This window comes from Aliiroseovarius sp. S2029 (assembly GCF_023195575.1).
Taxonomy (GTDB): Bacteria; Pseudomonadota; Alphaproteobacteria; order Rhodobacterales; family Rhodobacteraceae; genus Aliiroseovarius; species Aliiroseovarius zhejiangensis.
Genome location: NZ_JALPQE010000001.1, coordinates 194,242 through 220,737 on the forward strand (window position 1 = coordinate 194,242; position 26,496 = coordinate 220,737).

The following is a 26,496-nucleotide window of genomic DNA, read 5'->3' on the forward strand; positions in this document are numbered from 1 at the left end:
ATGAGCCTTGAAGAATTTCACCACAATTTCCGATCTGACTTGCAGACGATCATCGCCGAACGCGTGGCTGATGGTGAGGGCCCCTTTCCTTCGGAGGAACTCGTCTTTGCCGAAATGGTCATGGAGCATGTGGCGGAAACCGGAATATGCGACGCGCCGACCGTTTGCCATTGGAACGGCAAAGTCGGCAACGCCAAATTGCGCATCACCGGTTATGCTCTCAGCTCAGATGAAACCGCGCTCGACCTGTTCGTGACCCACTATTTCGGGACGGATGAGTTGAACGATCTGCGTGACTCGGATGCCACTGGAACCGCCAGTGAAGGCGTGCGTTTTCTGTTTCGCGCTGCGAGTGGCCAGCTCGACACGAAAATTGACCCCACCCACCCTGTCAGGGACCTCGTCGCAACCATCCGTTCACGATGGAACGACATCGACCGGCTTCGGGTGTTCGTGATCACCGACGGGCGAACCAAGACCAAGCGGTTCTCGAACAAGGAGGTTCATCAGAAGATGGTCGCTGTCGAGGCGATGGACATCGAGCGGCTGTTTCGACACACCGAGGGCAAGCCACGGGATGAACTTGCGGTCAGTTTCGTCCAGTCGATAGGTCGGCTTCTACCTTGTGTCCACGTTCCTGACCCTGACGCAGATTATGAATACGCCCTGACGGCCATTCCCGGCCAACTCATTCGGGATCTTTATCTTCGCTATGGCACGACGCTGCTCGAAGCCAACATCCGCACGTTCCTCGGAAACAAGCGTGCGGTAAACAAGGGCATAGTCGAAACGCTCCGAAAGGAACCGGAGCACTTTCTCGCATTCAACAACGGCCTTGTGCTAGTCTGCGACGAGGCTGCATTCGAGCGCTCTGATGACGGCAATCTCGGTTTATCGTTCTTGAAGGGGTTGCAGATCGTGAACGGCGGCCAGACAACCTCGAGCATCTATTTCGCCTCGCGCGATGATCGCACCATCGATCTGAGCCATGTCATGGTTCCGGCGAAGATCATCATACTCAAGGGGTCTCAAGACGATGCGCGTGAACGGTTGATCAGCAACGTCTCGCGTTATGCCAACAGCCAGAACGCAGTGAAAATGTCAGATCTCTCGGCAAATCGCCCATTCCACCGAGAGCTCGAAAAACTTGCGAACGACACTTGGTGCCCAGATGGCGCTACCCGCTGGTTCTACGAGAGGGCGGCTGGCGCCTACAACGTCATGCTGCTGAGAGAGGGCACCACACCTGCCAAACGTCGCAAGTTGAAGGAGATGATTCCGCCAAGACGCAAACTGACCAAGACCGACATTGCAAAGTACCATGAGGCTTGGCGAGGGAAGCCCAACCAGGTCGCGCTGGCGGGCGAAAAGAATTTCAAAGCACTCATGGACGCACTCGACGACAATCCAAATCTCGTTCCAAGTCCACTTGATGCAACTTGGTATCGCGCGATGATTGCTAAAGTCATCATTTTCAAGGCGGTCGAAAGCATGATAAAAGCGAAAGATGCGAAAGAGATCTTTCGTCAAGGCTATGTGAACATTGCCACCTATGTCGTTGCCGTTGTTTCGGAGAAACTTGGCGACAGGCTCGATCTACAGCAGGTCTGGATGCGGCAGGGGATTTCCGGTGGTTTACGCGACCTGCTCTGGGACTGGGCGGTGATTGTGAACGCGGAGTTCAACCGGATCGCCCCAGGCCAGCAGTTCTCGGAAGTCGCGAAGCGCGCGGATACGTGGGTGAAGGTCAGAGCTGCTGAATTTCCAGCGCCGCATGGTTCAATCCAGGAACTTCGGTGAATACAATGGTTGAGCTTTGGGCTCAGATGAATCGCCAACAAAGCGGATTGTGAAACCTGACGTGGAGAAGTTAGATTGATTTTGTTGGGAAAGGCAAAATCATTCTTTCAACGGATAAGACGGCGATCGATATCTGTTTCGAAGCACAAGACGGATCATGAATTTCCTGTTGAGGGTGGCCACGGAAAACTATCAAGCGAGACCTCCAACGTCTCTCAAATCGGCGATGGACCATCTGATACAAAGACTGCGGATTCGATTTACAGCGCCACGTCACGAGGATTTGTCGAGGAAGGCATTTTCATCCCTGAATTCGAAGTTGAGACGAGCGCAGAACAATACTTCAACGACAACCACGGAGAGCAGGCGCGAGGTACCTTTCATGAGGTCGATTTCATTCGATGGGACCACCAAGAGACTGACTGGAGCTTGGGCGAAACAGAATTCCTCCCCCCTGCCAACCCGACGGATAAGATCGCTGATCCGGCAGAAATCAACTTGGGAAAAGACCTTTGGAAATATGCTTTGCTCATCATGTCCTTCCGCCAGAACGGAGAGATTACGACCAGAGAATTGATCCAATCATTACCCAATTTTGTGAGACTAAAAGATGAGCATATGGCGACTAATGAAAGCAGGAAAGACTCTAAGTTTTCGCAGATAGTCCGCAACCTCAAGTCCCATAAGACTAGCAAGTCGAACTTCATCTACCAAGGCTATGCGCAGGATATTCGGGGCGGCTTTAAGATCACCGACAAGGGCATGGAATTCGTATCGAGATACTTCAAAGAGTAACGTCCAGTTTCAACCGAACTCGAAAGCCTATTAGCTCCCTATTTCACTGCAACATTTAGCAGTTTCGCAATCTGCCTTGCTAGAAACGGCGGCACCGCGTTTCCGACCTGGACATACTGCTGGGTCCGATTGCCAAGGAACAGATAGTCGTCGGGGAAGGTCTGCAGCCTTGCGGCCTCGCGCACTGTCAGGCTCCGACACTGCATCGGATCAGGATGGATGAAGTAATGCCCATCCTTGGAAATGTGGCTCGTTACCGTAGTCGCGGCCGCGTCGGCAAGTTGAACTCGAAATCGGTCGTTGAAGACGCCACTGTGCCAGTTCCGGTGATCCGGGCTGAGCGTGAGCGGAAAATCGGCAGCCTTCGGGCTGTAGCCGCGGACTGCCCCAAACACACCGGCGAACAGATACCGTCCAAGATCCGAGGGCATGTGCCCGCGCGTCTCGTGCTGGGCAATGGCGCGCAATTCTGGCCGCTCAAGCCAGCGCAGCAGTTCATCGTTTGAGGTGCCATAACCATCCGGCTGGCAAGACGCTGTCCGACGGCTTAGCGCTTCCGACTTCATTCGCTTGGCAACGCATGAGAATGCCTCCCGAAGCCGAGCATTCTCTTTCCCTTTATGGATTTTGGCCAGAAGTTTCGCCGCTTCGACAACCACGTCTCGCCACGCCGATGGATCGTCTCGACCACGACTGATGCCGCTGCGCAGGTCAGGCATAGTCCCGATCACGTCGCTGACCGTTCGCGTCAAACCCGAGACGGCAATCTCGGCGCGCGCAGCCTTACCCGCAAGGTCGGACCGAATTCCGACGATGATCACCCTGTGACGCCGTTGCGGGACCCCGAACTCCTCGGCACGCACGATGAAATCAGACGGTCGCGCTGCTTCTTGCAGGCTGGCTTTTCCATCTTCCACCCGGACCGCGAGCAGATCGTAATGATGACCTTGGCCCCTACCAAGCGAGGACAGGTCCTCCATCAACATCTCGAAGACAAGTCGGCTTTCGATAGTCGAGGACAGCATGCCCTTGACGTTTTCCATCACGAACGCAGCGGGACGAAGCCTGTCGAGCACGCGGATATACTCTCGGAACAGGTAGTGCCGCTCATCTTCTTCAGGCACATAGCCAATCTTGCCCTTCGCCCGGGCGCGCCCTACCAGGGAATACGCCTGACAGGGCGGTCCGCCGATGAGAATCGTATCGTCATAGTTTTTGCGCAGCTTCGCGATGGCACCGTCAATCGCCCTTGCAGCGGACTCAGTGCCTAGTTCGAGTGCACGAGCCTCATCAATGGCAAGCAGCCACGCTTCAGCGTCGACTGCTGACCAGTCCGGCTCGGGAACAAGCCCCGCATGGAAATCGATGAACTGTTCGGGCAAGATACCGTGAAGCGCTTGGTATTCACGAAGGAACGCGCGCAGCGTCAGCGTGCGATGGGCCGATGCCTCCTTCTCGACCGAGATGCCGATCCGGAACGGCGCATGTCCGTCCTCGACGAGGGAGGCAAAGCCCTCGCCAAGTCCGCCTGGACCGGCGAACAGATCGACAATGCCGAAAGTGGCTGACAAATCAGGCTCCTGACGAAATTCATTCAGTCGGTGTATACCAGGTTACAGATCGAAGACCAGGGTGCACGTGACCGATATCGTAGACAAACAGACCCGTTCCCGGATGATGGCCGGGATCAAGGGGAAGAACACGAAGCCCGAACTGGTGCTTCGGCGGGCACTTCATGCGCGCGGTTTCCGTTACCGGCTGCATTCGAAGAATGTCCCCGGGCGACCTGACCTCGTGTTTCCGAAGCATCACGCAATCGTCTTCGTGCATGGCTGCTTCTGGCACCGCCATGAGGGCTGTCGTTACACAACCACTCCATCGACGCGTCCAGAGTTCTGGCAGGCAAAGTTCGACGCGAATGTGATCCGGGACGCCGCTATACGGGGCCAGTTGATAGAGACAGGATGGCGGGTCGCAACGGTGTGGGAGTGTTCGTTGCGCAAGACCGACCAATTGGCCACAACGGTTGAACTTCTTGCGGCATGGCTGCCCTCAGACAGCAGTCAGCTTGAAGTTGGCGAAAATGATATCAAGCATTCTGAATGATCGATACTCTGCAGACTGCACTGAAGAACAAGTAAAACTTACTCTATCTGCAGCTGCGCACCTGGTCTCGCATTACAGCATAGTCACCCATCATCTCGACGATGGCCGATCCGTCCGGCAGCATCGCCAATTCCTCAGCCGCTCGCGCTTGGAGCTCCCTGCTGTATTCCACGACCGGCGGACATGCCGCCAATCCACCCGCTCTAAAATCCGCCGTCGCGCAGCCGGTCAACCAGCTCGTCCCGATCACGAGGACGGCGAGCCGCCGCTTCCAGCATCTGGCGTTGGACATCATAGGCCTTCTCTGTGGTCTCAAGGCGTTCGGTGAGGCGTCCCGCTCGCTCGCCGAACCGCCGAAGTGAAAGCAGGAACAGGAGCACGGCGAGCGCGATGGCACCATAGCGCAGCGCCGCCCGCATCCACGGGCTGGCGGCGATCGCGCCGAGCAAGATGGCGATCATCGCTACCCCCGTTTCCAATCGTCGAGCCGGGCGTAGATCGTGACTGCGATCCCACCGAGCGCCAAGGCGATGAATACCCAGCGAAGCGTATCGAGATATGGGACCAGCGGGAGGACGGCGGACTGGGTCTCGGCGAGGACACTCTGCGCAACCTCGACCCCGGCCGCGCCCAAGGTTGCAACACCTGCCGCCCCGCCGCCTTTCATGGTCCGGCTTTGCGAAAGCACCTCGCGCGCTGGCTGGGTTTCCGCAGCAAAAGCTGTCGCGCGGACCGGGCAGCGCTCGCCCCACTGGCGGGCGGGTCCGAGGTCGACATGCATGAACCCCGAGCGCGGATAGAAGCCGAACCCAAGGAACTCCACTGCTCGTGCCGCCGCCTCGAATGCAACGGGATCGTGGTTTGACATAGCGATGTCGAATGCCGCGCCGTCCATGTGCTTCGAGCGGGTTGCGCCGCCGACGGCGCGGTTGTGTTCAGGACTGCGATAGGCGGAGCGGACGATCAGCGGTTTACCCAGCCGGTCGCGCAACACTTGCAACTTGTCGAGCGCAGGTTTGTTGATCAGCAGCTTGCCGGTGCCGCGGCAGGCGATTTCGGCGGGCGAGAAGTTGGTCCAGCGCCAGGCTTTATCCGGCACGTCGCGCCAATGTTCGTAAAATGTCGTGGTCATAGTGTCCTCCAGAAACGAAAAACCCGCCTCAAGGGCGGGTGTAGTTAGGCTGATGAATGGGATGGGCCGCCTCTACGAGCCGCCGCCGAAGATCTTGAGTTTGAGCGCGATCCCGGCCAACAGCGCCAGCATGACGCCGGTGGTGATCATACGGACGGCGGTCTGCATTGCCGTGCGGCGCACCAGCCGGATGCAGTCCAGTAGCGAGCGCAAATCCCGGATATCGAGCGCCGCTTCTTCACCGTCGAGGCCGACATCGGCGAGTGCGCGCTTCGCGCCTTTCTCGGCAGCGCGTGCCAGCATCGCCTCGAACTCAGCGTCGGGCATACGGACAAAGCCCTGATCGGATCGGGGTGGTGTCATGGGCTATTCCTCCAGCCGCTCAGCCGACCTTGCAGCCCCAGAAGGACGTGTGGTCGGCGGCGAAATAGCCGTCCGCGACCCGGAAATACCCCTGCAGTTCAACGGTGTCGCCTGCAGTCAGCGGCACCATGGTTTGCAGCCAGATCGCGGTGGCCAGCGAAACATGGGTGGCAGAGATTTCGCCGAAGGAGCCCCGTATTTCTGTCGCGCCGTTCAGCACCAGTCGCCCACGCATGCGGGCCGTGGCGCTGGCATTGATCTTGTAGAGCAGCGTTGCGCCAAACAAATATGTCCCGTCGACCGGCGCGGCGAAGAGGCTGGTCCCAGCATCGAAAGCCCCCTGATCGTTATAGTCGGTGATGTTGAGGCCGATCTTTGTCCAGGTCCCGACGCCCACGTAGTTGTCGTAGTTGGTGTAAGCCTTGAAGCGCGGCAGCTGTGGCTGGTCGACGATGCCATTGGCGTTGTCGATGATCAGACCGTCGAAGAAGGTGCTTCCATCGGCGGAAACCGCGAGGCGGAAGCGGTCGGAGCCGAAGAGGCCGACCAGTGCCTTGGTCACGAAGTTGCTCTGGAGCGTGAGCCCGAGATCGTCGCTCCCAGCCTCTTTGTTCATGGTGTAGAACAGGTCGCCGTTTCCGCCTTCGGCCACGGTCTTCGCCGTCCAGAGCGCGGCGTTCAGCTTCGCGGAGAATGGATTGGCGGCGTCGGCGGTGGTCCCCAGCCCCAGAAGTGCAAGGTTCTGCAGGGCGTCCGGGGTCGAGCCGACCCAGCCCGTGCCGTCGTAGACCAACAGCAGACCTTCGTCCTCGACCCATGCGCGCCAGCCGGTGCGTGGCGGCAGGCGAAGCCAAGCCCCGTCGGTGAATAGTGCCACGTTCGCGTCCCACCCCGTCCAGTCACCGGTGCCGCCGCTGGCCACGATGTAGCGGTCGCCATCATTGGGAGAACCGGGTGGCGCAGTCAGATCTCGGTCGAGAACGGAAAGCTGTACGAGTCCGTCGAGCAGGCGCAGGGCCTCGTTGTGGGTGACATGCTTCTGGGCCTGCGCCGCCAGTATGTAAGGCAGCAGCAGGTTAGTGGTGGCGTCGGACATGGGTTGGCCTTCAGAAAGTTAGCGTGACGGTTTTGGCCGCACCCCGCCCGATCAGTGCGGAGAGCTGGAAGATGCGGATGTCGAGCGTGTCGCCGGGCGCGAGCAGCCCGCCCCAATCGGTGGTTTGCTGGGCGGCCGTGTAGATCGCGCTGGTCGTGGTCGCGCTCAGCACCCGTTTCACCGTGCTGCCATCGAGGATCTCGACCTCGTAGGCTTCGACTTCCTCGACCAAGGGCACCTCCACCGCGCCCCAGCTGTCGGCCGCAAGAGCCCGGGATCGCCGTGTCCAGCGGATCGTCAGATCGCCGGGCGTGCGCGGCGTGCGCCACGGCTGCTCGACATGGGCGACCGAGAACGGCCGCAGCCCGACGCCTTCAGGCGTGAAGGCCTGCGCCACGTAGGTCTCGTCGCTGACCGGACGGCTCGCGGGGCCGATGCGCCAGTTCCACGGCAGTCCCAGATCGGCCTCGGCGATTGGCAATGAGGCGAGAGCGTCGTCCAGCGCCACAACCCGCGCGCCTGCCGGAGCTGGATTGGCCATCGCGCCCTCGGTGCCGCGCTGGCCGCGCAGCAGGCGCGTCAGCCTATAACGGCCCGGCGCGATCAACTCGGCAGCGCTCGCCTGCACGATTTCCCAAGTGCCGGGCGCACTCTCGATGGCCAGCACATTGGCCCCACCGAACAGGGTCAGGTCGGTGATGCTCTCCAGTGTGCCGGTCAGCAGATCGATCACCAGCGCATTGCCGAGATCGAAGCGCGAGGTCGGGCCTGCGAAGAAATCCGAGACCAGCGTCCCGATCCGGGCCCGGCCGCCAAAGGTTGTCAGCAGATCGAAGCCATCGGTCGATGGGCTGCGGAACACTGCCATCTCGCCCGGCCAGGGAGTGGCATGGGCAGCGATGAACAGTCGATGCGCGGGCTGATCCTCGGTAAGCTGCGGCAGGTCCATCAGCACAACCACAGGTGCGCCGAAGACAACGGCCTTTGACAGGGACGACGGTCTTGGTGTTCCGGGCGGCAAGTCGTGGGCCTCGCGATCCTGGCGGACCGCTTCGATCCCGCGTGCATCGGCATCCGCAATCGAGACCAACCGCAGCGGAATGTGTCGCCCATCATGGGCCAGCGTCACGACATCGGCCGGATCGAGCGCGAGCCGCGAAGGCGGCAGACGGAACGCCGCCGTCTCGCGCCCCACCCATGCCTCCATCAACGCGCGGCGGCAGCGCCGCTCGGCCTCCTCGGGCGGCACCGCCATCGGAAAGCTCTCGGACGCGATCCGCGTCGTGTCGACGGTGATGCGGCGCGCCTCGACGAGGGTGGCGTCGTAATCCTCGTCAGCCCGCGCCACCTGCCACTTAAGAGCCTCTGGCAGCTCGGTTTCCTGCGCGCGGGTGAGTTCCAGAACGTCGCCGTCGCGAGCGGCCACCAGATCGTCGTGTGTCACACTGGCCACCGCTGCGCGCCCGCGCATGACAAACCGGATCACCCCTTCGGTCTCGACTGCGTCGAAACCGAAATGGCGCGACAACGTGGTGATCGAGGCGCGCGGGCTTTCGAGCGCGCCGATGGCATAGCCTTCGACCGCGCCCCAGAGGCCGGTGACGTCGACCCGCGCCTCTGGCAACCCGGCGCGGCGACAGAGGTGCCGGACGAGCGCCGCCAGCGACACCGCGCCGAGCCGCCCGGTCAGCCAGTGGCCCAGCCGCCAGTTGGCGCCGTCGGTCCAGACGTCGGTCAGCGCCGGAAAGAATGGGTACGGCCGCGCGTCCCAGGTCCAAGCGGCGCATTCGGGGACGTGCACCATCCGGCCGCCGTAGACCGAGGACACCGGGTTGATCGCCGGCGTGCCCCACCAGAGATAGGTCGCCTCGAGATAGGCCCGCTGGATGGCATCATCCCGCCAGCCCCGCGAGAAATGCGGCGTGAAGCTCTCGGACGACTTCGGGTCGAAGAAGACGTTGGGCTGGTTGGTGCCCCGATCGATGGCCGGGCAGCCCAACTCGGTGAACCAGATCGGCTTCGACTGCGGCGCCCACGCCGTCGGCGTCCCGCTCTCCACCCCGCCCGGGCGGTCGTAATGCGCGTTCGACCACCAGGCGCGCAGATCCTTGTAGCGGAAGACCCATGGCTTCCCTGCAGCACCGTCGGTGATGGGCGTGCGCACCTGAGCGGTGCGATTGGCCGCGCTGGCATAGAACCAGTCGAAGCCTTCGCCGCCCGCGATGTTCGCCTGCAGGTAGGCGCGGTCGTAGATCGCGGGCCAGCCCTCGGCCGCGTCGGCGTGCTCGAAGCCGTCGCGCCAGTCCGACAGCGGCATGTAGTTGTCGATCCCGACGAAATCGATCTCCGGATCGGCCCAGAGCGGGTCGAGATGGAAGAACACGTCACCGCTGCCGTCACCCGGCTGGTGCCCGAAGTATTCTGACCAGTCGGCGGCATAGCCGATCTTCGTCCCGGACCCGAGGATCGACCGCACATCCGCGAGCAGGTCCCGGTAGGCCTGCACGGCCGGATAGGTGGCCGCGCCCGAACGGATCGTCGTCAGGCCCGGCATCTCGGTGCCGATGAGGAACGCATCGACCCCGCCTGCTGCCGCGCAGAGATGGGCGTAGTGCAGCACCATGCGCCGCAGGCCCCAGTCGCCGGGCGTGCCGATCCAGCTGACGCTCTCGCCCGAGACACTGAAGCTCGCAGGTGTCGCCGCGCCGAACAGCGCAGCGACCTGGCTTGCCGCCGTGGCGGTCTTGTCCGCGGTCCCTGCGAAGCCAGCGGCAGGCGAACAGGTGATCCGCCCCCGCCATGGAAAAGCGGGCTGGCCAGTCTCGGCCGCGTTGTCGGAATACGGGTTCGGCAGCGTGTTGCCGGGCGGCACGTCCATCAGGATGAACGGATAGAAGGTCACCCGCAGCCCGCGCGCCTTCATCTCCTGGATCGCCCGCACCACGGCGAAGTCGGACGGCGTGCCGCCATAGACTGGACGATCCTCTGCATCCCGGCTGACGAGGAAGGCATTGGCGCGGCTCACGCCGTTTACCGACCAGCTGGCGGGGGTGGTCGACTTGGCGGTCACCTCGACCCCGGGCCGCACTTTGCAATTGCCCGCGCGCAGATCGTCGCCGAACCAGGCAACGACGAGGCTAACGCTCTCGACCTTCGGTGCCATCGCCTGCAGCCGGTCCAGTGCTACCACCATGTCGGCAGTGTTAGTCAGCGCGTTGAGGTTTTCAGCCGTCTGCGACCCGCTACTGCCTTTCCGGATGCCCTGCGTGGCATAGGCGAACTCGCCGGATGCCGGGATCATGGTGACCGCCTGCGTCAGACCCTCCGCGGTGTCCGGATCGGCGAGCGGGCGGAAGACCTCAAAACTCAGCTGCGGGATGCGGTTGCCATAGTCTCCCAGCGGCAGGTCCTCGAAAACGACATATGCCGTGCCGCGATAGGCTGGCGTATTGGCCGCGCCCATCTTTACCGAAATGAACGGATCGGCCGTCTGACCCTGGTCGCCCGGATACCAGCGCCAGGTGATCCCAGCGGTGTCCAGCAGTTTGCCGTCGGCCCAGATGCGGCCAATGCCGGTGATTGGACCCTCGCAGAGAGCGACCGCAAAGCTAGCATAGTAGAAGTATTCGGTCGTCTTAACCTTGCCGCCCCCGCCCCCGCCCTTGCCACCACCCTGCGTAGTGGTCTTGGTCTCCTCGCGGAAATCCGTTGCCCATACAATATTGCCGCCGATCCGTATGCGACCGTAGAGACGCGGGATCACCGCACCTTCGGTGGCCGAGGTGATGCGCAGATTGTCCATCCGCGCGCCTTCAATGCGCTGGGTCGGGGCGAGCGACGAGATGATCCAGCTGTCGACGACCGAGCCAATAGTGGAGCCGATGAAACCGCCAATCGTGGCGGCACTGACGCCGAGAATCGCACCGCCAATGCTGCCGCCAATGGCAGCGCCAGCGGCACCGAGAACGAGGGTAGCCATGGGATGATCTCAGCGTTGCGGAAACAGGAAGGCGAAGGAAATGCGCCGCCGCCAGGAGGGAGTGAGCGGCTCCTCGATCACGCCAAGGCGCTCGTAGGCGTGGAGGAAGCTGTCGGGACCGGTGAGGATCCCGACATGCTTGGCAATCGCGCGAGGCTTCATGCGAAAGAGGACCAGCGCGCCGGGATCGGCGTCAGCAGGTGCGATTTCCGGCATCATGCGCCGCGCGCCCTCTGCCAGAACCTCGCGCGGTCCGGTTTCGCCCCAGTCCCGGCTGTAGGGCGGGATTGGGAACGGCTCTGGCCCGACGACTTCGCGCCAGACGCCGCGGGCCAATCCAAGGCAGTCGCAGCCGACACCCCGAAGGCTGGCCTGGTCGTGATACGGCGTGCCCAGCCAAGAGCGCGCGATGGCGATGACGCGTGCGGGGTCGGCCAATGCGAGGGGTTGCGTCACAGCACGCCTCCCTCGTGCCCGCCGTCCTTAGTGGCGTAGCGCAAGACGGCGTCCTGGCCCGGGATATGCGGGAAGCCGCGGAAGTTGGCCGAGTTGGCGAACTTCGCGCCACAGGTCTCGATCCGCTTGTCGCAGCCCGCGCGGATGGTGAAGGCATCGCCCTCGCCAATGGCACGCACCGGCGCTTCGAGCAGGGTCAGGATGGCGATGCCGTCGGTCACGTCGTGGCCCAGCACCTCGGTGCGCCGCCCCGCGTTCGCGCCGCTGGTCCATTCGATGGTGCCGAAGGTGAACCAGCCGGAGGCGAACCCGCCGAGCCCCGAGGCGGTGAAGGCCCTGTCGCGCAGGAGATCGATGACAACGCCCGTGCCCTTGTAGGCGGGATCCTCCAGATCGACGCCGCAGCGCGCGTCGCCGAGCGCGGCATCGCAGGTCGCCTGGAACGTCCGCCCGACCGTCTGGCCCAGCACATGCGCCAGCGAGCGCACCTCGGCGACGAAGGCGAGCCGCCCACGCCGGATCTGGCCGATGGCGCCGCGGCGCATCAGCACGCGCTGACCGGTGTCGGCCCAGTTCACGCGCCAGACCTCGACCTCGGCGTTGTCCCAGCGGCCGTCGAGGATATCGGTCTCGGTGATCCGGTCGGAGGTCAGCACGCCCTCGGCGTCCTGCGCGTCGACCGACAGGTCCGAGCCCGACCGGACTTCAGACGCAGTCAGCCCGCTCTCGGGCTCGAAGTCAGTGCCATCGAAGCTGAGCGTCCGATCATGATCGGTAAAGCCAAAGGTTACGCTATCCGCGCGGATGATGCGCCAGCACCAGGCGAGCGTCGTCGTGCCACCATCGAGATGGGCCTGCAGGTCGGGGTCGAGCGACTTCATCGCCGGATCTCCAGAAGCGGAATGGAAGTGATCGAGCCGATGCGCTCGAGGTCGAGTGTCACATCGAGCGCATCGGTGTCGAAGCGGACGGGAACGTCGAACTCGAAGCCTGCGGTGATCGCGACGCCAGCGCCCGGCGCGGCGCTGAAAGTGACGACGCCGGTCGTGGTGTCGACCGACCAGCCGGAGGGCTGCTCCACCCCGCCGAGCGCAATGCGCACGGTTCCGGTCACTGGTTTAGCGATGGCGCGCGTCCAGGATTGCGCCCCGGAGGTGTAGCGCTTGACCAGTTGGAAGGCGGTCGTCGCGCCGTCGCCGGTGCCAATCGCCTGATCGTTCGGTGCTGGCGTTCCCGAGGGAAGGCCGGACTTGTGGTCGCCCCAGTCCTTGAACCGGAACCCGTAGAGCCGACCGTTTCGCGCCTCGAAGAAAGCCACGACCGCCGCCAGATCGTCAGTGCGGCGGATGCCATAGGCGACATCGTAGCGGCGGCGGCTGTTCGCCCAGCTGGCGTTGCGCTCCTCGTCGCCGGAAGCGAGCTCGACAATCTGCGTCCGCCGCTCCGGCCCACCGCGCGCGCCCCGGCTGATGTTGTCGGGAAACTGGACCTCGTGAAACGCCATCACATGCCCCTCCGCCCGAGCGACACCGCGCGAGCGATGTCGGCCGCGACCTGCGTCCGGGATTGGCGGAAGCTCTCGGCATCGCGGGCCATGATCGTGACGTTCACACCGCCGCCCGTGCCGTAGCTCTGTGCCTCACGCCGCGACAGCACTCGCTCTCCGCGCTGCAGGATTGCCGGGACTTCATCGTGGCGGAGACCGGCAACGCCGCCGGAATGCATCCGGGGCGCGGCCGCGAATGCCATGGCCGGGACCATCCGGCCTGGCGCGGAGGCCCCTACCATGCCGCCTGCATGCAAGATGTTCGCGAAGATCCCGCCCGCACCCCCAAGCGCGCCGGAAAGCGCATTGGCGATCGGCCCGAGGATGAACCGCCGCGCCGCCAGCTTGGCGAGATCGGCCAAAAGCGAGGTGACCAGACCGCGGAAGTCCAGCTTGCCGGTCTTGACGAACTCGCCGACGGCGTTCTCAGCCGACTGAAATGCACCAACCAGCGCCTGGCCGATATCACCGCCGATATCGCGGGCCTTGCTGGCATAGTCCAAAAGTGCAGCGGTGACCGCCTGCCAGCCGGTGACGGCGGCTTCGGTATTGGGTTCGGCGGCGGCCGCTGCAGCCGCGGCCGCTGCGCCCGCACCGGCAGCGGCGCGTCCGGCATCACCAAGGGCTGTCTCAAAGCGATCAGCTGCGTTGGTCGCCTCGGTCAGCGCGTCCGCGCCACCTTCATCGCTGCCCCGCACCGCATCGCGCAACGCCTGCCAACTGGCGAGCGGCGCGCGTGCCCCCTCGGCCAGATCGCGCGCGGCACCGCGATAGGTATTTGCGGTGGCAAGCGCAGTATTGGCCGCTTGGGTGAGCCCGAGATCGGGTGCAGTGAGCGGGTTGTTCTCGAACGCCCGGTCGAAGGCGGATTGCGCGGCGGTGGTTGCAGCCGTTGCGGCACCTTCGAAACGGTTCTCGATCTGACCCAGCTCAAGATCGGGGATGATCGAGATGCGCCGCTCGGAGCCGAGCGCTTCCAACCCTTGGTTAATCCCACCGATGAACGTGTTGATCCGCGAGACGACGCCATTCAGCATCGCCTCGACACCGTCGATCAGGCTGTTGGCCGCCTGAAACGCCAGGTCACCGATGGCCGCCGGGAGCATGCCCCAGATTGCCTTGATTGCCTCATAGGCGCCCTCAAACGTGTTCGCAGCTGTGTTGCCAAAAGCCACGACGCTCTCGATGGCGCTCTGCACTCCGGAGGCGGCATCGGCCTTCAGATCGAAGAACATCGCCGTGGCCGCAGCGCCCGCCGCCGCAGCCCCCATCTTGATACGGTCCCAGACCTCGACGGCGAGGTCCTTCAGGAGCGACATTGCCTCGCCAAATCCGCCCGCGCCCGACACGAGGCGGGTGAACTGGTAGACAAGCTCGCCAGCGCCAACGATCAACGCCCCGATGCCGGTGCGGATCAGCGCGCCGCGCAACAGGACCAGCGCCGTGGCGAGCCCACGGACCGACAGGGCAGCAACCGCCATCCCGGCGACCCAACGCCCTGCAAGAAAAGCCACAAACGTGGCGGCATAGGTGGTTAGACGGCCGATGTTGTCGAAAAGGCCTCGGATCGCGATGCCGAGAGGCCCGGTGCGGCTGGCCACGGCCGCCATGGCATTCGCGACCGCTTCCAGCGCGGGTGCCGCAGCGACCGCCAGCTGGTTCGACAGCCCGCGCCAGATCAGCCCCAGCCTTGAGATGGCGTCGTTCGTCCGCTCGATCTGGTCGGCATCCTGCTCCGATACGACGACGCCGAAGGCCAGAACATCCTCTGTCGCCTGGCGCAGCGTCGCGGTGTCGATCCGCGACATCGCTATGGAGCCTTCCTCGCCGAAAAGCTGGCCCGCGACGGCGGCGCGTTCTGCGGCGGGCACGAAACTTTCGATTGCCGCGTTGATCGCGCCCACACGTTGGTCAAGCGGCAGGGCGATCAGCTCGGTGGCCGAGAGCCCGAGCCGATCCAGCGCGTCGGCAGCAGGTCCCGTCCCGGCGGCCGCCTGGCTGAGCCGTCGAGTCAGATCCTTGGTCGCCTGCTCAATCCCGGAGATGGAGACGCCCGCCAACTCACCCGCCCGCTCCAACGTCTGGATCGAGGCGACCGTGGTCCCGAGAGACTGGGCCAGTTTGGCCTGCGCGTCGACTGTCTGCAGCCCGGATCGGACCATCGCCACGCCAGCAGCAGCAGCGGCGGCCACGGCGGCAGCGGCGGCCACTGTGACACGGCGGGAAAACGCCGCGAGCCGTGTATTGGCTGCTTCCAATTCCCGGCTAAGACGGCCGAACCCGCGCGCACCGGCTTCGCCCACACCTTCCAGTTCGGCGCGCACCTGTCGGCCGCCTACCGCAGCAAGGCGGACGCTGACGCGTTTTTCAGCCATCGGGACGTTCCATCTGTTCGTTGAGCTTGGAGACCATCACCGCTTCGATGACGGGCAGAAGTTCGGCCATGGCGAGCGGCGGCACGCCGAGCGCGTCACCGAGCGCCAGCGCGGCCGACATGTCCCAGCCGATCACGGCGCCGGGCAGGACTCGCAGCTGGCCGCCGAGACGGCCGACGAGGTCCCAGACCTGCCAACCCTCCGGAGTTTCCGGACGGTTCAGCCGCGCCGGGCAGTCTTCGCACGCCGTTTGGCAGGCGTCGCAATATCGGTCGCCCCCGCCGAAGGACCAGTCGGCGAGAGCGCGGAGGCGTTTTTTTCCTGTTCCAGAAGCAGGCCCTTGGAGACGTAGGTCAGTTGGAAAGCCTCGAAGATCGGCCAGACGTCGAGCAGCGCGTCGATGGCCACGGGGCTGGGATCGATGGGCTTGCCGTCCGCATCGCCGATGCCCTCCCAGGCGAGCACCGCGCGTCGGGCCAACGCCTTGGCGAAGGCGACCGCGCGCTCCTCGTCGGAGGCGTCCTCGGGCACCGCCTCGACGGCCGGATCGCTGCGCGTGGCCACCATCAGCGCGGTGGTCAGCGGGCGGAGTTGCACCCGGACGCCAGGGGCGAGGTCATGCCAGCGGGGCGCGTTCGTCAGTTCGAGCGTCAGCATCAGTATACCTCAATGTCATTGATCAGGGTCGCCGTGCACATCCGCCCGACCGTACTGTCGCGCGCCGCCTGCCAGTCGAACGTCGCTTGCACGCCCTGCGGTCCGGAAATCTCGATGCGCGGGCGAGGCAAGTAGACGGCGTGCACGGTGAAGGTGAAACTTTCTCCAGAGGGCAGCTCATAGGCAAACTCGAGCTCGCAGGGATCGCCATTGATTGCCTGTGTCACCAGCGTCTGGTCGGCGAAACGGACCTCGATGGAGCCGGTCAGCGCGGCAATAGACGGGTCGGCCCCATCAATGCGGCCATCCGAGCGGATGGTCTCGATCCGGTCGAGGTTGTTTGCATAGGTGATGTCGGCTGAAACCACGTTGCCGAGCGCCGATCCGTTGCGCGCAATCGCGCCGTTGAAATGGCCAAAGCGCTGCAATTCAAGAGCAGCTGGCGTCCCGGCGCTGGTCGTCGTGCCCACGGTCTCGCCCTGTGCGATCAGCCGCGCGGTCGCGGTCAGCAGACCAGATCGCTGCATCTGCCAGTTGATCTGGTCGAGCACGCATCCGGAATACATCGCAAAACGCGGGACCTCAGGCATGCCGGTCTCGATGGACATGCTGGGCAGCGTCCAAGACCCCGACTGGAACTCATGCGTCCAGGGGCCGGTGCCAGTCGTGGTCGGATCGCCGAAGGCCGCCTTCAGCCAGAATCCGAAGGCTTCCGCATCGAGCGGCACGACCACATCGCCATCGGCCGTCACCGCATCCTTGATCGGCGCCAGCGGATCCCGGCCGTAACCGAGCAGTTCGGAGTTCAGCAGCGGCTGCTCTGCGCCAAGCGAGGTGCTGGCGAAGGGCATCTTCGTGAAGCCGCCCACCGGCGGCGTTCCATAGGTCGTCTCGAACGCAAGCGCCATCTGCGCCCGCGCCCCTTGGGCTCGTGCCATACTGTTCTCCTTGGATTGTTGGGATCAGGCCAGCGGGTCGGCCGTGGAATAATGCAGCATCACCGGAATGACGGCAGCCTTCAGGCTCGCCACTCCCTCGATGGGCAGATCGACCGGATGCGGTGTCTCCGCTTCGACCCAGTCGCAGAGCCCGCCCAGCGTGCGGTCAGCGGTGATCGCTACGCCGATGCTAGCGGTCAAAGTGTCGAACGCGGCGTCACGGTCGTTACCCTGCACGACCGCCTCAATCTCAGCCCGGTGCTGGTAGTGGTAGCGCAGCGGCGACAGCGTGACCTCGGGCTCTCCCGGCTCGCCATCGCGCAGGATCAGCAGGCCATCGATCGGAACGCGCTCGGGCAGCACCTCGCCGCGCAGGGCGGTGGCGAGCAGCGCCGAAAGCCGCGCGTGCAGCGCGGTGAGGATGGTTTCGCGGGGGGTGGGCATGTAATAATCAGCAATCAGTTCGTTTCGGACAAAAGCCGTTGCTTATCACCAAGGGTACTCTTCGACCCGCAATTGAACACGGTTCTGCAACGAGTTGTGACGGTTCCATCGGTGCATTGCCTTCGCAGATATTACCGCCCGATCCACCACGGCGAGAACGAGATGACAGGGAGAAACGACCGTCTGTTTTGCGATGAAATTGCCCGCCTTGTACAGGATCCGCTCAACTTCTTGTGGTCCGATGTTCTGGCTGGTTGCCTTGCACTGATAGAAGCAAACCTCCCCGCTTGGAGCGATGGCGATCAAGTCAATCCCGCCATCCAGCATTTTCAACCGGAGCCCTCGATAATCTACTGTGTAGCCTCGATCTTCGAGAGCCAGCCCAACCAGCCGCTCAAATGCATATCCCAGGTCGGCTGGCGACAGATCGTCAAGACGCCATGAGGCCAGTGCACCGCCAGATTCGTCGACGAGCCTAAGCTCATCGGTGTCTGGGTCGAGTATTGGTCGGCCGGTAGCTAGCGCTCTCATTAGCGACGCGGTCAGGTTTCGCTTCGTCGTCATGGCTCTGTTTATGGTTTGTGAAGTCGCGTACTTGTGCTTTCATAATCGCAACGACAGCTTCTTCCTGTAACTTGCACTTATATCGAATGAAAATGACTTTAACTGTCAGAAATCAATCCGTGAAGCGTCTCCCGAACGACGGCAAGGTTCACGCCATCCTACGTTGTGTGAGGTGCGGACACACTAAGTCCTTTCACGAAGAAATCGGCAATGAATACGTGCAACGACTAAAAGATCATGCTGTCTGTTCAAAGTGTCGCTCCAAAGAAATTACACTTGATTTGTTTTCTCTGGAAAGCCCTGCTGGCTCAATATTGCATCGCCAATCTGCCAAAAAGTGCATCGTTTGTGGATCAGAGATATCACAGATCACTTTGGAAGCCGTCCCGCACACGCTTTGCTGTTCGGAGCATTTGAACCTGAACCCCCCGGCGCGAACAAGGATAGTCGAACCAATGGGGTCACGGGAGGACTTCAAGAAAGACAGTGCATCAAACTGGAGCCGAGCCACTCGATCGAAATTCTGATCCCTTCGCGTCGGCACGATCATTTCTGTAAGAACCGCACCTCAACCCAGTTCGCCACGATCCGCCCTGGCACATCATCCACCGCACGCTCCGCGTCCCGCGCCAAGTCCAACCGCTTCGGTAGCTTAACCTGCGGGACCAGCAGGAAGATCGGCGCGGTGACCTTGCCGCGCCCGGTCTTCGAGCGCGACACCACGGCCTGACCTTTCGTGTTCAGCCGACCTTCCGCGACCAGAAGGCTCGGACCCGTCCGGCGGTAGACAAACCGCAGGCGGAGCCCGCGCCGCCGTTCCCATTCGCCGGGAGTGATCCGGCCACCGCGCGTGGACTTGCCTGCGGCAGGCAGCGGGATTGCCAGCCAAAACCCATCCTTGGAGCGGATCAGTGGGCCGGTGTCATGAGCGCCGACGATGACCGGGGCTTTCGACCAGACCAGCGCCGCCGCATGGAGGCTTTCGCCCGACCGCGGGAAGTTCTGGTTGCGGATCGAGTTGGCGAGCCTTCGTCCGAGCCCCGCGCCGGTGATCTGCGACCGCCAAGCGGATTTCAGCCCGGTTCCCGCCTCGCGCATGGCGGCCGTAACTGCGCGCTCCCCGGCCACGACCTCGGCTGCCATCATGGCCACGATGTCGGGATCGATGTCGAGCTTCAGTTTCATGCCGGTCGCAGATCGACGGTCCAGACCAGCCGGTCGCGGTCGCGAACAGGCTCACCCTGAATGAGGAAGGCGTCGCCGTCGATCTCGATGCGGTCACCGGGGCGCGGGGTTGCAACCTCGGCGACACGCAGGTCGATCCGGGTGGTTTCCGACCAGAGCCGCGCATCTCCGAAGTCGGAGACGGCATCCGCGCGCCGGGCGACGACGCGCACCAGCACGGGCGCACCGCCGTCGGCGATGTAGATCGCATCCCGGCCGATGTTCGGATCGGCGAAGAGCGCGCCGACGGCGGCGGCGAAGGCGCTCATCAGAAGGCCGCGTTCAGGCGCACCTGGCCGATGGTGTCGCCCGCGCCGCTCGCCACCGCCTCGACGGCCACCCCGATCAGGGTATTGTCGGTTGCGACCGTGGTGCAGCGCTTGTTGGTGTCGTCCCAATAGACCTTGGCGCCGACGGTCCAGGCCTGGGAGCCGACCTTGGTGATGTCGAACACGCCGACGAGCGCGGTCTCGACGGGATCGCCTAGGGCGGCGGCGCCCGCGGCGATACCGAAGATCGAGCCGACGAGCAGGCCATCGCCGGAGGCGACGGCATAGGGCGCGGTCAGGGTGATGGTGTTGCCGGGCTGGACGTAGTTTTTCATGGACGTGATCCTCGTGGAAAGACGAAGGGCGGCCCGTCAGGGCCGCCCGAATGTCAGGGTTCGGCATGTTGGGGTGCTGGTTATGCGCCCGGGTTCTTGTAGAGGCCCCGCCAGTCGATGGCCTTGGCGCCGAAGTCGAGGCGGCACTTGATCTCGACACCGTCGACGTCGAAGCCGTTGCGGGTCTCGATGTAGGCGCCTTGCTGACCCTCGAGATAGGCGTACTCGATGGTGTCGATCTGGTTCGGGCTGGCCGCCAGATACCAGGCGGTCTCGCTGGCGGCGTCGAGACGGGGCTCGCTGATCGGCGCGAGGGTGCGGATCGACTGCGGCACCACGCTGGACGTCGCGGCGGGCACGAGGTTCTGCGCGACCAGCTGCTCGGCCTTCAACTCCAGCGAGGCGGGCACGATCAGGAAGGCGGGGCGGACGTTCAGCACCGTCTTCTTGTCGAGACCCGTCTGCTTGGCCATCGCCGCGCGGGCCGCGCCGACGCTGCCGACATCGAGCGCAGCACCGGTGTCCGCCAGGTTCTTGTGGGTGGTGTGGAACAGCGCGTTGCCGTCGGCCATCGCCGGGTTGGCGGTGATGATGCCCCAGACCACGTCCGACTCTAGCTGAGCGATGGAATTGCCATACATCGCCGGGATCCGGGTGAAGGCGTCGAGATCGTCGTTGATCAGCGTCTGGCGCGTGATCGCGACCACCCGGCCATAGGTCTTGACCTTGTAGCTCTCCTTGCTCTCGCCCAGCGTGCCGCGCTTGAACTCGCCGCTGTCGCCGACCTCCAGAAGCTGCGGCGCCTCGCCGAGCTGGACCCGGTGCATGGCCTTGAAGTCGGTGGCAAGCACCTGGCGACAGAACAGCATGAACGTCCGGGGATAGGCGTCGTAGGCCTGCCGCAGGGTCTTGTTGGTGACCGCCGACAGGATCTCGGGGAAGTCAGACGTCGAATGCAGCGCGCGCGTTGCCACCTCGTCACGCGACAGGCCGCGCGTGTTCACGCCCGCATTTCCGAGGCTTTCGCGGGCCAGTTCCATGAGCGTCATGCCACGATACTGGCGGGCGGCATCTTCCAGAGTGAAGAGCGTCGGGCTGTAGCGGTGCAGCAGCGCATTCGCCACAGCATCGCGGCGGGTGATTTGCTCATCGCGGCCACCTAGCGGGATCGACACCTGGCTGAAGGTGCGGGTTTCCTCGGATTTTGCGGCGACCTGATCGAGGATCAGACGGCGTGCTTCGCCGATATCCGTGCCGCGTTTAACCAGATCGTCGGCGAAGCTGCGCTCGAGGTTCAGACGACCTGCCAGATCATAGATCGTGGAGACGCGGTCGCGTTCGATCTCACGTGCACGGGTTGCGACTGCTTCGGCGTCGGGTGCGGCGGCAGTGTCAGCCTTCTGCGGCTTCGGCTGCGCGCGGGTCTCAACGGCAGCGACCTTCGGCTCGGCCACGGGCGTCTTCGGTTCAGTCATGGTGGTGTCCTTGACAGCATTGGCGTCGTTGGGTTGGTCTGTGGCCTCTGCGGCCGGGGCGTTGAGTTTGTCCGTCATCGGGATGGCTCCTGTTTGAGTGGGTGAGACGTCCCGGCGATGGAGGACGCAGTCGTGAAGTGGGGATTGGGCGCGAAACCCTGCGGCGGGATCTGCCCCAACGGGCACGGCGGACACCTCGAAGGGCGTCCAGTCGACCGCCCGCCAGAGTTCTCGGGCCGCTTCAGGTTTGGACACTTCGAAGCGATGGACCTGGTAGCCGATGGAGACCGCGCGGATGTGGCCCGCCTGGATGTCGCGCCAGATCGGTTCGACGTCCGCGCGCTCACTAATCCTGACCTGCGCAATGCCGCGACCGTTTTCGATACGCGCCGAACCCGGCACGACCGAGCCGATCACAGCGTCGAGCGTGTCGATCTCATGCACCTTCAGGAAGGGCGCGCCCGCGTTCAGACGATCAAGCCGCACATGGGTCGGGTTGAGGCTCAGTTCTTCGTCATAGGGCTCGCCGAATAAGGTCGACCGGCGAACACGCGCGCCCGCCGACCAGATCACCTCAACGGTGCGGGCGTCAGTATCAGCTGAGTTTGGCGCAAGCTCCGCCGACCGGCGCAGGGCCGGTAATTCGATCATCGTGTCCATGTTGGTCAGTCCTGTTCGTCGGAGTCGGGCCGTGCCGGGTCCGTAATGGAGTCATCTTCCGGATCGCTCGCCGGGTCATTGGCCGGATCATTCGCCGGATCGCTGGTCTGTGCGCTGCCGGTCTTGGTGACGCGGCGCGGATCGCTGTCGAGCACCAGCCCGAGTGCATCGAGCTTGGCGTTTGTGGCGGCGATTTCCGCTAGCACGGCGTCAGGGTTGCGCCCCTGCCGGGCGATTACCTCGGCCAGCGTCATGGTGCCGGAGCGGATCGACAGCAGGTTGGCCATTGCGTCCTTCTGCGGATCGACCGCTTCGAACTTGGGCGGCGACCATTCGACCGGTACGTCCGGCGATGGGATCTGCCCTGCGGCCCACGCGGCCTCGGTGAACCAGCGCCAAACCGGGGCGCAGAACATCGGAATGAACAGCTGCCATTGCACGGCGTCGATCTGGCGGCGGAACTCCACGAGCCCCGCCCGGATCGAGGAATAGTTCACCTGGCTGAGATCGCCGGTCAGCAATTCATAGGGCACCCGGAACCCGGCCGAGATCGTGTGCAGGCTGGCCCGCTTGTATTCGCCATAGCCACCCGTGGCCGAGGGCTGGTTGAACCGGATATCCTTGCCCCCGCGCGCATAGGCGATAAGGCCCGGTTCGAACTGCTCGACCCGGTTGCCATCGGCATCGACCACAGAGGGCGCGATGCCTTGCTGCGCCTCGTCATCACCGAAGACGATGGCGGTCACGCAGGCCTCAGTTTTCTTTCGGACCAGTTCGGCAACCTCATAGTCGTCAAGATCGCGCAAGCTGCGGATCACCGGCGCGCCCCAGGGCACGCCGCGCGCCTGTGTGCGCTGCTTCTCATAAACATGGGCGATCTCGCTGGCCGGCACCGGGCGGCTCTGCAGACCGTTCTGCATCGCGCCATAGGCATCGCCCGGATGTTCGGCGTGCAACCAATAAGCCCGACGTTTTCCGAGCGGGTCAAACTCTATCCCCTGCACCAGGCGTCCTGCACCGAGCGCGCCTGATTTGGTGGCGTCGAGGAAGTCGGCCTCAAGCACCTGCAATTGCAGCGGGACAGACAAGCCGTCGCTCGCCTGGCGCAGGCGTCGGCGCACCAAAACCTCGCCCGCTTCGACCATCTCGCGGCAGATCAGCGTCTGCAGTCCATAGAAGTCGAGCTGACCGTCCGCGTCAGCGGCGTCCGACCACCGGGCAAACAGCGCATCGACCTTTCGGTCCAACTTGTCATTGCCGCTCGCCGCGCGTGGCATGATGCCCGCACCGACGATGTTGTTCACCAGCACCGCCACGGCCTTAGCCGCATGCGGGTTATTGCGGACCAGATCGCGCATCCGGTCCCGCAGGAGCGCCCCGTCGATGCCGACTTCGGTGTCGGCGGAAGTTCCCGGCGCACGCCAGCCTTCGGTGCGCCGTCCCTTGGCCGCGCCGTCATAGCCACGCGTCAGGGTCTCGAACGCCTGCCTGGCAAGCACCCGGCGGGCTGCCGCGCGCGGTGCCACCGTGGCAATCGCATGGTCAAACCAGTTGGCCGACATCAGCGATCCCCGCGCGAGAAGCCCGCGCGCCCGGTGATTGGCAACGGTTGCGCGGTGCCCGCAATGGCGCGCTCGATGGTGCGGATCCGGGCGAGCAGATCCTCGGCCGAGCCATAGTCGACCGACTTGCCGTCATAGCTCACCCGGGTTGTGCCGCTGGCATAGGCCCGGCGCAGCGCCGAGAGTTCAATTTCCGTCCAGTCGGTCATATCAAAACCATCCTCCACGCCGCCCGAGCCAGTCGGATCGGCGTTTGCCCTGCAACGTCTGCGTTTGCCTGTTGATCTGCCCCGCCGTATCCGCAGAGGCGTCGGCGACCCCGAGCTGATCTTCGAGGTCGCGCCATTTCTCGTCGGTCCAGCGATCCGCGCCTGCGATCCAGGCGGCGGCGCGGGCATAGACCCGACAATCCAGCGCCTCGTTGCGCTCCCGCAGCTTCTGCCATTCCAACCGGGCAAAGCCTCGCTTCGTGCGCACCGTGACCAGTTGCTCGGCGACGAACTGCTTGAGCCATTCATTCTCGACCCAATGCGGCAGGTGGACCGTGCCGGGTGAGAATGCCGCGCCGTCTGCGCGTTCCTCCTCGGTTGGTCGCTCCAGCCGCAGGAAGCGATAGGTCTCTGCCTTGAAGGTCGAGACCGCCACGGTCCAAAGGCGTGCGCCACGGCGCAAACGTTTGCCGCCCTCGGTCGCGTCCACATAGGTTGGCCCAGATACCGGGCTTGCCCGATTGAACCCTTCGACACCTTTGACCGGGGCCACCTGCGCGAAGCCTTGGGCTCGCGACCAGCTGTAGACCGCGGGGGCTTCATACCCTGTATCGATGGCAAGCCGCGCGATCTTCAGATGCGCGCCACGCTCATGCGGCCATGTCCGACCGAGCAGTTCGGTCAGGTCGCCCCAAGCCTCATGCCGGTCGGGTCCGCCTTCGATCACGATGTGATCTACCAGCCAACTCTCGATGCCACGGCCCCAAGCCCAGACGTCGATCTCGATCCGGTCTTTCTGAACGTCGGCTCCCGCGGTCAAGAACAGCCCTCCCGCAGGTACGATGCCCGGATTCCAACGCTCGCGCCGGTCGTAGAGCCGCTGCCAGTCCGGAGCTTCACCGGTTTCGACCCATGTTTCGCCGAGGATCGTGTTGCGGAAGGCCTTGATCGCCTCGTCCGACCCTTGCGCCGCGTCCCAGGCTCGCACGATCCGCTCCCAACTGAGCTAGCCGATCGGCGAATAGAGCGCCGACAGGTGATAGCCGACGGTGCCGGGATCATCTGCGGTCGCGGTTGCACGCAATTTGCCCGCCTCCAGCATCGCCGTCTTGTGGTGTTCGGCGATGGGCTGGTCGCAGCCCTCGCAGTGATATTCTGCCGTTTCCGGCTGTCCCTTTTCCCAACGCAGCCGTTCGAATTTCAGCCACTGCATCTGCTGACAATGCGGACAGGGCACGAAGAACCGGCGCTGGTCACTGGCCTCGTAGTCCCGTTCGATCCGGCTCAGCCCCCGGATCGTCGGCGTCGAGACCAGGAACACCTTACGCCGATGGGCGAAGGTCAGGGACCGTGCCTCGGCCAGCGTGACCGGATCGCCTTCGTCGTCAGCTGAAGCGGGATAGGCATCGACCTCGTCCAGAAAGATGTAGCGCGCCGGGGTCGAGCGCAGCCCGACCGCCGAGTTCGCGCCCGTCATGATCAGGATGCCGCCCGCGAATTCCTTCGACAGCATAGTGTTGCCCGCATCGCGCGAGCGCGCTGGTTTGACCCGCTCACGCAATTCCGGGCTTTCGTCGATCAGCGGATCGATCCGCTGCCTCGAATTCCGTTTCGCCAGTTCCACCGTCGGCTGGACCGCGAGCATCGGTCCCGGCGCCTGGTGGATCGCGAAGCCGATCCAGTTGTTACCTGCCTCGGTCGCGCCGACCTGCGCGGCCTTCATGAACACGATCCGCTGCGTGGGATCGCCGGGCGACAGCCGATCCATGATCTCGCCCATGTAGGGCGTCCTCGCCGTGCGATACCGGCCCGGTTCGGCCGATGCGCGGCCAGACAGCATCCGGTGCCGATCGGCCCATTCGGACACGGTCAGATCCGGATCCGGCGCGAGGCCCGCGCCCCAGGCGCGCAAGATTTCCACCGCACCGTCGAAGTCGTCTTCACCGGAGATCGGGTTTGACCTCGGCAAGATCGTCGAGTTGGGCACGGACATGTTTCTCCAGAACCTTCTGCATTGCTGCTGGCTCGACGCCCAGATCGGCCGCCATCAGCGCCGCCGCTCGCGACGGCCAGTTGACCCAGACGTCGCGCTCCTGCCGCGCCAGCCGGAACACCAGCGACAGCGCGCGGGCCCGGTCGATCAACTCGCCCTTCAGTTTTTGCAGTCGCAGGCGGCGCTCTTGTGCCTTGAGCACTTCATTGGCCGTCTTGGCCTGCAGGAAGGTCGTGCCGCCGCCCACCGGCGGTGCGGCCAGTCCCTGTTCGCGCAGGGTTTCGCCCACGGCAGAGACCGCAGCTTCCGAGACGGGTTTGAGCCTCGCCGTCGGCGCTTTGCGGGTTTTCGACGGGTCGGTCGCCTGCGCACGCAGCGCATCACTGGCCTCCGCGTCGATGCTTCCGTCGCTGTGCAGAACCAGCCGTCCCGTGGTCTTGGCCTTCTGCACCGCCCCGCGTGAGAGGCCGATGCGGGCGGCGTATTGGCGCTCGCTCAGGCCCTCCATGACGAACTCC

At 63.9% G+C, this 26,496-nt stretch carries 25 protein-coding genes and 1 pseudogene; 3 read left to right on the forward strand and 23 right to left on the reverse strand.

Annotated features, from left to right (window positions below; all coding sequences use genetic code 11):
• Both MUY21_RS00995 and MUY21_RS01000 read left to right on the forward strand, forming a co-directional pair.
• Positions 1–1,800 (forward strand): AIPR family protein, encoded by a 1,800-nt coding sequence (locus MUY21_RS00995; RefSeq protein ID WP_248408556.1) that lies wholly within the window; start codon positions 1–3, stop codon positions 1,798–1,800.
• Positions 1,801–1,875: 75 nt separating this feature from the next.
• Positions 1,876–2,595 carry a hypothetical protein gene (locus MUY21_RS01000; protein WP_248408557.1) on the forward strand — a complete coding sequence of 240 codons (720 nt, stop codon included), beginning with the start codon at positions 1,876–1,878 and terminating at the stop codon, positions 2,593–2,595.
• A 38-nt stretch (positions 2,596–2,633) separates the two neighbouring features.
• On the opposite strand, the gene MUY21_RS01005 is transcribed toward MUY21_RS01000, so the two are convergent.
• Positions 2,634–4,166, reverse strand: a complete 1,533-nt coding sequence (locus MUY21_RS01005) for a DNA cytosine methyltransferase (protein WP_248408558.1) — start codon at positions 4,164–4,166, stop codon at positions 2,634–2,636.
• 67 nt (positions 4,167–4,233) lie between these two features.
• Here MUY21_RS01005 and MUY21_RS01010 point away from each other — a divergent pair, with 67 nt between their 5' ends.
• Entirely contained in the window at positions 4,234–4,701 is a 468-nt protein-coding gene (locus tag MUY21_RS01010) for a very short patch repair endonuclease (protein WP_248408559.1), read from the forward strand.
• Between the two features lie 203 nt (positions 4,702–4,904).
• Here MUY21_RS01010 and MUY21_RS01020 read toward each other — a convergent pair whose 3' ends face one another.
• The 22 genes and pseudogenes from MUY21_RS01020 to MUY21_RS01120 all read right to left on the reverse strand — a co-directional run bounded on the left by MUY21_RS01020 (position 4,905) and on the right by MUY21_RS01120 (position 26,486).
• Positions 4,905–5,162, reverse strand: coding sequence for a hypothetical protein (locus tag MUY21_RS01020; protein WP_248408561.1), 258 nt, complete (start codon positions 5,160–5,162; stop codon positions 4,905–4,907).
• Positions 5,163–5,164: 2 nt separating this feature from the next.
• Complete coding sequence (locus MUY21_RS01025) at positions 5,165–5,833, reverse strand: D-Ala-D-Ala carboxypeptidase family metallohydrolase (RefSeq protein WP_248408562.1); 669 nt, start codon at positions 5,831–5,833, stop codon at positions 5,165–5,167.
• A 72-nt stretch (positions 5,834–5,905) separates the two neighbouring features.
• On the reverse strand, positions 5,906–6,196 hold the full coding sequence (locus tag MUY21_RS01030) for a DUF6127 family protein (RefSeq protein WP_248408563.1): 291 nt from the start codon (positions 6,194–6,196) through the stop codon (positions 5,906–5,908).
• Positions 6,197–6,215: 19 nt separating this feature from the next.
• Positions 6,216–7,292, reverse strand: a complete 1,077-nt coding sequence (locus MUY21_RS01035) for a DUF2793 domain-containing protein (protein ID WP_248408564.1) — start codon at positions 7,290–7,292, stop codon at positions 6,216–6,218.
• A 10-nt stretch (positions 7,293–7,302) separates the two neighbouring features.
• Positions 7,303–11,271 carry a glycoside hydrolase/phage tail family protein gene (locus MUY21_RS01040; protein WP_248408565.1) on the reverse strand — a complete coding sequence of 1,323 codons (3,969 nt, stop codon included), beginning with the start codon at positions 11,269–11,271 and terminating at the stop codon, positions 7,303–7,305.
• Between the two features lie 9 nt (positions 11,272–11,280).
• On the reverse strand, positions 11,281–11,727 hold the full coding sequence (locus MUY21_RS01045) for an NlpC/P60 family protein (RefSeq protein WP_248408566.1): 447 nt from the start codon (positions 11,725–11,727) through the stop codon (positions 11,281–11,283).
• The gene (locus tag MUY21_RS01050) at positions 11,724–12,608 is read right to left on the reverse strand and encodes a DUF2163 domain-containing protein (RefSeq protein WP_248408567.1); all 885 of its coding nucleotides are present in this window, start codon (positions 12,606–12,608) and stop codon (positions 11,724–11,726) included. The genes MUY21_RS01045 and MUY21_RS01050 overlap by 4 nt, the downstream gene beginning before the upstream one ends.
• Positions 12,605–13,231 carry a DUF2460 domain-containing protein gene (locus tag MUY21_RS01055; protein WP_248408568.1) on the reverse strand — a complete coding sequence of 209 codons (627 nt, stop codon included), beginning with the start codon at positions 13,229–13,231 and terminating at the stop codon, positions 12,605–12,607. Before MUY21_RS01055 ends, MUY21_RS01050 begins: the two co-directional genes overlap by 4 nt.
• Complete coding sequence (locus MUY21_RS01060) at positions 13,231–15,648, reverse strand: phage tail tape measure C-terminal domain-containing protein (RefSeq protein WP_248408569.1); 2,418 nt, start codon at positions 15,646–15,648, stop codon at positions 13,231–13,233. Before MUY21_RS01060 ends, MUY21_RS01055 begins: the two co-directional genes overlap by 1 nt.
• Positions 15,641–15,769, reverse strand: a complete 129-nt coding sequence (locus MUY21_RS16050) for a hypothetical protein (RefSeq protein WP_282568900.1) — start codon at positions 15,767–15,769, stop codon at positions 15,641–15,643. Before MUY21_RS16050 ends, MUY21_RS01060 begins: the two co-directional genes overlap by 8 nt.
• 98 nt (positions 15,770–15,867) lie before the next feature.
• Positions 15,868–16,305 (reverse strand): hypothetical protein, encoded by a 438-nt coding sequence (locus MUY21_RS01065; RefSeq protein ID WP_248408570.1) that lies wholly within the window; start codon positions 16,303–16,305, stop codon positions 15,868–15,870.
• Positions 16,305–17,243, reverse strand: a complete 939-nt coding sequence (locus MUY21_RS01070) for a phage tail tube protein (protein ID WP_248408571.1) — start codon at positions 17,241–17,243, stop codon at positions 16,305–16,307. Before MUY21_RS01070 ends, MUY21_RS01065 begins: the two co-directional genes overlap by 1 nt.
• Positions 17,244–17,267: 24 nt before the next feature.
• Positions 17,268–17,687 (reverse strand): acyl-CoA transferase, encoded by a 420-nt coding sequence (locus tag MUY21_RS01075; RefSeq protein ID WP_248408572.1) that lies wholly within the window; start codon positions 17,685–17,687, stop codon positions 17,268–17,270.
• Positions 17,688–17,732: 45 nt separating this feature from the next.
• The gene (locus MUY21_RS01080) at positions 17,733–18,251 is read right to left on the reverse strand and encodes a restriction endonuclease (RefSeq protein WP_248408573.1); all 519 of its coding nucleotides are present in this window, start codon (positions 18,249–18,251) and stop codon (positions 17,733–17,735) included.
• 546 nt (positions 18,252–18,797) lie between these two features.
• Positions 18,798–19,436: a DUF6441 family protein gene (locus MUY21_RS01085; protein ID WP_248408574.1), complete on the reverse strand. Its 639-nt coding sequence runs from the start codon at positions 19,434–19,436 to the stop codon at positions 18,798–18,800.
• The gene (locus tag MUY21_RS01090; protein WP_248408575.1) at positions 19,433–19,744 is read right to left on the reverse strand and encodes a hypothetical protein; all 312 of its coding nucleotides are present in this window, start codon (positions 19,742–19,744) and stop codon (positions 19,433–19,435) included. The genes MUY21_RS01085 and MUY21_RS01090 overlap by 4 nt, the downstream gene beginning before the upstream one ends.
• Complete coding sequence (locus MUY21_RS01095; protein ID WP_248408576.1) at positions 19,744–20,079, reverse strand: DUF2190 family protein; 336 nt, start codon at positions 20,077–20,079, stop codon at positions 19,744–19,746. The genes MUY21_RS01090 and MUY21_RS01095 overlap by 1 nt, the downstream gene beginning before the upstream one ends.
• An 80-nt stretch (positions 20,080–20,159) precedes the next feature.
• A complete protein-coding gene (locus MUY21_RS01100; RefSeq protein ID WP_248408577.1) occupies positions 20,160–22,214 on the reverse strand; it encodes a prohead protease/major capsid protein fusion protein in 2,055 nt (684 codons plus the stop codon).
• A gap of 5 nt (positions 22,215–22,219) precedes the next feature.
• Complete coding sequence (locus MUY21_RS01105) at positions 22,220–23,776, reverse strand: phage portal protein (RefSeq protein WP_248408578.1); 1,557 nt, start codon at positions 23,774–23,776, stop codon at positions 22,220–22,222.
• Positions 23,776–23,985 carry a hypothetical protein gene (locus tag MUY21_RS01110; protein ID WP_248408579.1) on the reverse strand — a complete coding sequence of 70 codons (210 nt, stop codon included), beginning with the start codon at positions 23,983–23,985 and terminating at the stop codon, positions 23,776–23,778. Before MUY21_RS01110 ends, MUY21_RS01105 begins: the two co-directional genes overlap by 1 nt.
• A 1-nt stretch (position 23,986) precedes the next feature.
• Positions 23,987–25,978: pseudogene (locus MUY21_RS01115) on the reverse strand (phage terminase large subunit family protein).
• Complete coding sequence (locus tag MUY21_RS01120) at positions 25,926–26,486, reverse strand: hypothetical protein (protein WP_248408580.1); 561 nt, start codon at positions 26,484–26,486, stop codon at positions 25,926–25,928. The pseudogene MUY21_RS01115 and the gene MUY21_RS01120 overlap by 53 nt, the downstream one beginning before the upstream one ends.
• Positions 26,487–26,496 lie beyond the last annotated feature (10 nt).